Genomic DNA, 7,912 nt, shown 5'->3' with positions numbered 1-7,912 from the left:
AAAAAGCCGGAAAACTCCGTCCCTGTTTGGCTTATTTTTTCCACATGAGGGGTTGTGAAAAAACTTATTTATAAGGTATTGACAAAAAATACGGGGGGGGTATGATGTTGTTATAAAAAATTGACAAGAAATTATAACATGGGAAAACAAATTAATAAATTAATATAAGTAGGATTGTTACTTTCAGTAGGCAAAACCGGATTTTATGAACATCATTGAAGAGACAGTTGTTTGTAAAATTTGGTTTTTTTTATTTGAATTCAGAATATTAAAGAAACATGAGAAAAAGTGAGGGGCAGAGCTTATGAAGAAAGGACAGAAGAAAAGAAGGAGTGTTATCTTACGAAGAGTTTTAGCATTATTGTTAGCAATTGTGCTCATTCATTCCCAAATCATGCCGGCTGTATTCGCCGCAGATACGAATTACAGTCAGGAAAGTAATACAGAAGAGAAAACTGTGGTGGATGGAGCAGAGACAGTACTGCCAATGTCGGAAGATGCAATCTCCGAACCGTCGGAACCGATACAATCGGAAGAACAACAGACAGAAGATAAGGTATCGGAAGATACAACCGTCGAATCATCGGAACCGATACAGTCGGGAGAACAACAGACAGAAGATACAGCCGACGCAGAACAGTCACCAGAAGTAGAGACAACAGGTGAGGCTGCGGAAGAGACGGTAAATATCGCAGATGCTGTTGTACCCGTAACAGTCAACTATTATCTTCCGAAATCACAGAATTTACAGGTAGATGCACCGGAAAGCTATACCGAAGGAGAAGCACAGGAAGAAGCAAAAAGTGCAGTAATTGAACAGGCACTTGGAGATGAGACAACACAAAAGCTGATTGAACAGCAGAAAGAGAAAGGGATAGAAAGTAATACGCAGGAGCTGACAGCATCTGCTGTATCGGAAGAAGAATATGACAGCTACACACAGATGGCTGTGACAGGAGAAGGGCTTCAGGCACCGGAGGTTTCACTTTCAGATGATGTACAGTTGGAAGAGGATGCAGATGCGGAGAACACAAATCCACTGATTGGCTGGCAAGTAGCAAAGACGGCAGGTATTATGTTGTCCTATCCAGATGGGACTGAAATTAAGATGGGAGATGTCATTCCAGCCGATAAGATTAGCGAAGTACAGATGACAGCAGCCGATGATGGAATTTCATTGTTGAGTACACAGGCGAATATGTCGATAGCAAGCTTGATTGCCCTGACACAGGATATGACAGTAGTACAGCGTGTGGGTGATGCAGGAACGAATGGAAAGTGGTCGGTTCTGGTGCAGGGAGGAACCAACCAGACGCCTTCAGCAGGTACTGTAAGACATGCGTATGGAACCTTGAAAAGTGCGCTGACTGCAATCAATACTGATACAACATCCAACAGCTTTAAAATTACATTCCTAGATAATTACACGGCAAGCTCAGCTGATTTAAGTGCGATGGGAAGTAAATCCAGTACGAGTGGAGTACTAGGGAAAAGAACAACGAATAAACCAACAATTGTATTCACAGGAGCAACCAATTATAGCACAGGTACTTCTTATAGCAGTTGGACAACATTTACTTCCCAAAAACAAGAAATCTATTTTGATGGATTCAATGCTTATTTTACACACGTTAATCTGGACTGGAGTGGTTCAACAGTCTATGGTAATCAGAACGATACCACTTTTGATGATGTGAAATTTGTAGGCGGAGAAGTAACTGCAATTTATGGTGGAAGATATTATAGTAATAGTACCAATGTATCCTATAATTTGAAATTTAAAGATGTAGAGATGACAAAGAATGCTCCTGTAAAGCAGATCTTTGGAGGCGGACAGGATGATTCAAAAGGAACTATTAATCTAACAATGACAAATTGTACAATCTATGGAAATGTATATGCATCAAGTGGACCATTTGGCACTTCTACCACCTACACTCATACAGGAAGTGTCTATGCAACACTAGAAGATACAGCCATTCGCAAATTCAACACAACTGTAGTAGATCCAATGTTGAAACCGAATGAAATCCATAACGTAGGTGGATCTTTCTGGGGATTGTATGGGAAAGTAACAGAAAATCTTTACTTGAATGCATCTGGAAGTTACGTGGCAGAATGTGGAACATGGTTTACCGCAAAAGAAGACTGTAAAGTAGGAAAAAGCATAGATTATACATTCAATAATATTAAGGAAAATCTGAGATTTGTAGGAGCATATCAATTTCCAGGATACGATCAAACAGAAGCATACAAAGGCAGAATTACTGTAAATAATACACAGGTAGCGAATGTGTTTGGGTGGGGGTGGCTGGATTTATATGGATCGAGCACATGCAATCAAGATGTGCATAACTTTGGGCATATGCAGTACGATTCAAGTTTTTATCATTATTGGACAGAACAGAAAAAACAGAACGAGAATGGTGGCAGTTACTATGCTCCCGGTACATATACTCCGGATTTAAAAGGATGTATAGGATATGTAGTAATGAAAAGCTCAAATATTTATTCGGGTGGAGATTGTTTTGACTCTACAAAGGGCTGGAATCGCCAGCGGTTTGGAAGGATTGTATTACAAGATAATTATAACACGTTTCGGATATACAATGCCACTGGGGGTAATAGTACAAATGTTGTAGATGTTGAATATATTATGTCCACAAAGTCAGCTTCACCTTCATATAAAGCTACTATTGAATTGATGGGAAGACAAGCGAATACAAGCGCAAGTAGTGCGTTTTCCATGATTCATATAAGAGAAAATTATTTTTCGACGTCAGTAAATGCGATAGGGACATTAAAAACACATACGAATATTGCTTGCACAATGGCACAAGATACAACGAATAGATTGATTAAGCTGTATGCTACAACAAATGCACAAAATATAATCTATCTATACAGTGGAAGTTCCATTACAGGAAATGCATTATATTCGGCAGATTCATTTGCAGCGGTATTAGATAAACTGCGAAATCAGTCTGGAGGCGATTATACGCTATGGTTTACAAGGGGATATACTCTGATTAATAATGATGTTACTGCATTTAATAATGCATCAGGGTTTGCAAATAAAAATGTGACAATTATATGTGAGGGTGTAATAGCAGGGTCAAATGAGCGGAATTCTCCGAATACAGGATTAAGGCTTTGGGATCAAGTCTTTCCTAACTTTAATTCACTGAAATGGAAAAATGTGAAATTCCGATCAGATTTCTACGAATTTAATAAGTATTCATTTGTGATGCATGGAAATGGACACAATCTGACATTTGAAAACTGTACATTCGAAGGTGATGTAACAATAAACGCAGGAGGAAACAGTACGCAGGGAACATCAGGCTCTACGCTTACATTAAAAAATTGTGTGAATGTAAATAAAATCTATGCTTCAAGGAGACACGATGGATTAGGAAATACAACGATTAATGTGGAGTCCTGTACAGGCCACACTGGTACTATAATAATTGATCCGGCATACTATAGTGTTAAAGATCTGGAAATTAATTTGAAGGATTGTGTTGCAAAGGTTTATCCGACTTTTAAAACCATAGAAGTTGAGGGAGATTATAGACTGACAGCAGAGAACACACAGCTGATGTTCACTAACCCAACTGTTTCAAGTGGGCATACAGCAAAGGTTTACCTTAACAAGGATTCTTCAAATCATGAAGTTGTTTTATTAGGGGATTGTAAAGGAGCAGACAATGCACCAGCAGAATCGTCTAGTTTGTATGTGACTGCAAAAGTAAGGCCGAAAGAATCTACAAGCGTTAATCTGGATTACTTTGACCAGATAGAGATTAATGGAGGAGAACTTCATCTTGGAGATGCGTCCAATTCAGTGACAGGTGGATTTGGAAACAGTTCGAGAGCAGCGAATGTCTCGCTCAAGAATTCGGGAAAATTGATGTTAGATAATCTGGGTTTTGGAGCAACGTATCGAACAATCAACAGTCTTAAAACAGATAGTACAAATACGGAGGTGTCTGTCACATATGATTATGAAAGTGGTACTTCCGGACCAGAAAGACCACTGATTATTAAAAATGCGCTGACTGTACCAAGCTATAGTAAGCTTCGCATATCAACAACGCTTGCTCCAAGACATAAGGGGACTGTGGAATATCCGTTGATTCAGTTTAATTCTTCGAATAATGCGAAGCTGGAGCAGTATAACTGGATTGCAGACAAACAATATTATTTGACAATAGGTTCTCAAAACAGTAACCAAATCGTACTTCGTGCAGATACATATGCGCCGTTGGTATATCAGGCGAAGACAACGAATATGTCTATGTCTCTGAGTGGAAATCAGATAGGACAATTGGAGATTTATCTGAAGGATTTATATCGTGACGGAATTGACGCGAATGGCAATAGCATTAATGATGCATCGGATGGTGCATATCCAACTGGTGTTCAGGTGTATTTAAGTACGCAGGATGTTCAGTTAAAGGATGGAGTTTATGGATATACATATAATTCCAGTACAGATATTCAGTTGAAGTCAGCAAATGTATCTTCTTATGGTTGGATGAACAGTGGGGCGTTTATAGATATCAATGGAACGTCAGTGACAGCTACAACAGAATCACCGGTATTGCATTTGATATTGGATACACGTACTTATCAGGCAAACACAAATTATTTTATTTACGCGAGAGATATTGCCGGAAACTGGAGTAAATTCCTTCTGGATACGAAAGGCCCGACAAGTACTTACACAAATATTACATCAACGAAAGTATCAGATACAACTTACCGTTATACATTTACGGGGCTGACATTTACAGATCCAACACAAACTGCAACATATGGAACATCAGATATTACAGATGTAAGTTACAAAGCGAATGCAACGCAGTATATTCAGAATAGTAAAAAGCTAGATACAGTACGATATAACAAAACAGGAAAGAATCCATGGGAATCCGGAGTTAGTTATAGTACGGCAAGTCTCAATACAAGTAGTGGGGCGTGTACACTCAGTAATGTATCTGTATCAGTAACGGAAAAATTATATGTGTTTGTAAAGGATGGTTATGGAAATATCTCAAGATATACTTATGTACCAATTGTTTTTGATGCACAGAGCGGTGGGGCTACCTCAACTGGAAAGTTTAGCAATGGACTTACTACTTCATCTACACTGGGACTGGTAGGAAGTGCTTTGAAGAGTGCACAGGTGCCATCAAGTCCGCTACTTGGAAATCAGACGTTCCGCTACTGGTATAACTCTAAGAACAGTGGGAAATCTCAAGTTTCACTAACAAGTGTGACTGTAAGTGATGAAACTACTTATTATTATCCACAGTGGACATATCCGACCTTAACGATTAGTAACCAGGTTACAGGAAGTGTTGCAGATAAGAACAAAAAATTTACTTATACCATTTATGCGCAACCAGATCCAGGTAATCGATATAATGGGCAGGACTTTCCATATACAGGTGGAACGATAGCAGGAATATCAGGGGTTACGGCACCGGCTAATGGAACGAAAACGGGAGATTATAATGGAGAATTTACAATTGAGCTTTCCCATGGACAGAGTGTTACGATTCAGCTGCCAGGTTATTATGATTACGTATCTGTAAGTCAGAACAAGGAATCCCCTTACTGGACAGTGTACACAACAGAGGAGAATAAACAATATAACCAAAATTACACAGGGGAAATCAGTGTGAATGCAACGAATCGCTCACTTGCATTTGTTAATAGCAATGATTCCAGCCAGCCGGTAATCTACCAGCAAAAGATGGAAGGTGAATGGACAAAAGACCAAGGAGATAACTATGGAAGAAAACTGACAGTTTATATCAGAGATCTTTATGGAGATGGAATTGACACACAGGGAAGTTCATTCTCAACATCGGAGAGAGCAGAATTCCCAGGATGTACATATGCACAGGTATATCTCAGCACCTATGATGCACCAAAGGCAGACAGAGGATTCAAATTCCGTTATAATGCATCGGAATCTGAGAGATTGGAAAGTTTGTGCAGTTGCAGGAAACTTACCAGTGGAAGTGTTACAGATATTGAAGGTAAAACAGTGACGGCAACTTCAGAAAAACCGGTATGGGCATTTAAGATGCTTAATACTTATAAGTTCGATCAGAATAAGAATTATTTCATTTATGTGCGCGATCTTACAGGAAAGTGGACAAAATATCTGCTAGATACTAAGGGACCTAGAATAGAGAATACAGGAACTATCACGAAATCAAAAGAGAATGATAATGACACGGAGTTTAAAATTTCAAAGCTTCAAGTCAAGGATGAAATGATTGATGCAGCAAATGGTACGTCCGATTTGACAAACGAGTCGCAGGAGAACTTTACATATGTTGCAAATGCAACAAAATATAAGGGAACGGAGGTTTCACTTGTACGTAACAACAAAACTGGAAAATTTTCAGATACTTACAAAACTCCTACAAAAGCAGCTGATGGAACTTATACGGCTGTGGAGTCAATGAATAATGGAGAGATGCTCTATGTATATGCTCAGGACTATTATGGTAATACGACAGCACAGCAGTATGTACTGGTTGGATTTGATGCATCAGGAAATGCACAGTACAAGAAAGCAATTTTTAAAGATAAAACGAGACTAAAGAGAGAACTGGTTGCAAAGGGACAGAAACTTTCGTCAAGTCAGATTCCATCTGATCCAGGCTTCTATAATGATAATACAAGCCAGAAATTTACGCAGTGGTCAGATAGCACAGATACGAACAAGAAAAAAGTAGATCTGAAAACAGCACAGATGACAAAATCGGTAATCTTAAATGCAGATTATGAGAAACCAGGTGTAATAATTAAACAGATGATAAAAGGAGATGGTATCTGGAATAATCAAGAATTTACTTATAAGGTTAAGACAAGTTATCCAAAAGGAAAAGTGATTCCGTGTAAAGGAAGTTATGTATCACCGGCAGTAAATGCACCAAATATTACATCTCTGACAGTAGATGCGAATCAGGAGATTACATTTAAGCTGAAAGCAGGACAGAGTTTAGAACTGATACCTGGGGATAACCAATATACGATTAAGAGCATCATTCAAGACAGCAACGGAACAAATTGCGAGATTCAAAAAGATGCAAAAGTCATTTCAAGTGTAGAGAATGTAGCTGTAGATGAGATCAGTACCAATTTTGTTTTTACCAATACGAAGAATATCGTAGTTACAGGTGTTGATGGAGGAAATACAGATAACAGTCTGTTACTTGTAGGTCTGATGGGAGTTCTGCTAATCACAGGAGTTTCTGTCTTACGAGTGAGAGGGAGGAGGAGATCCTAGATGGACACTGCAGAGGAAAAAGTAATTTCTGAGGAATCAGTGGCAGGAGGGATTTTCCGTGAGATTTTGTACCTTCTGTTGAAGATTGTAGCAATTGCAACTGCCATTGTGGTTATCTTCACATTTATCTTCGGTGTGTTCCGTTATGCGGACAACGCCATGCTTCCGGCAGTGAAAGATGGTGATTTGGTCTTCTATTATCGGTTAAGGAATAGTTATGTAGCTTCGGATCTGGTTGTTTTAAACTATCAAGGAAAAGAACAGGTCCGGAGAGTGATTGCTACTGCAGGAGATGTGGTGGATATTACAGAGGACGGTCTTACAATTAACGGAGCACCGCAACAAGAACATCAGATTTATGAAAAGACACAGCGGTATGATACGGGAGTGGACTTCCCAATCAAACTACAGGAAGGGCAGATTTTCGTCCTGGGAGACAGCCGTGAGAATGCGTCAGACAGTCGAGTGTACGGAGCAGTAGATGTGAAAGACACGAAGGGAAAAGTTATGACGATAGTACGAAGAAGAGGCTTTTGATAAGCCGCAAGAACTTGTTAATATTTCTCCGCATAATGGCGGAGGGTGTTAAATAAAAAA

General features: G+C 39.2%; 2 protein-coding genes. Both read left to right on the top strand.

Annotated features, from left to right (window positions below; translation table 11 throughout):
- Window positions 1-304 precede the first annotated feature (304 nt).
- Window positions 305-7,315 carry a hypothetical protein gene (locus D8Q48_RS12425; RefSeq protein WP_121056656.1) on the top strand — a complete coding sequence of 2,337 codons (7,011 nt, stop codon included), beginning with the start codon at window positions 305-307 and terminating at the stop codon, window positions 7,313-7,315.
- Window positions 7,316-7,852: a signal peptidase I gene (gene lepB, locus D8Q48_RS12420; protein ID WP_117890869.1), complete on the top strand. Its 537-nt coding sequence runs from the start codon at window positions 7,316-7,318 to the stop codon at window positions 7,850-7,852. It begins immediately after the preceding gene.
- The last annotated feature ends 60 nt before the right edge of the window (window positions 7,853-7,912 follow it).

Source organism: Ruminococcus sp. B05 (genome assembly GCF_003628495.1).
Taxonomy (GTDB): domain Bacteria; phylum Bacillota; class Clostridia; order Lachnospirales; family Lachnospiraceae; genus Schaedlerella; species Schaedlerella hominis.
The sequence above is the reverse complement of the archived record's forward strand: the minus strand, read 5'-3'. Positions and strand labels throughout refer to the sequence as shown.

Bases quoted from the DNA above. Each gene is read 5' to 3' on its own strand.
- lepB (WP_117890869.1), top strand. From the start codon at position 7,316: ATGGACACTGCAGAGGAAAAAGTAATTTCTGAGGAATCAGTGGCAGGA.
- D8Q48_RS12425 (WP_121056656.1), top strand. From the start codon at position 305: ATGAAGAAAGGACAGAAGAAAAGAAGGAGTGTTATCTTACGAAGAGTT.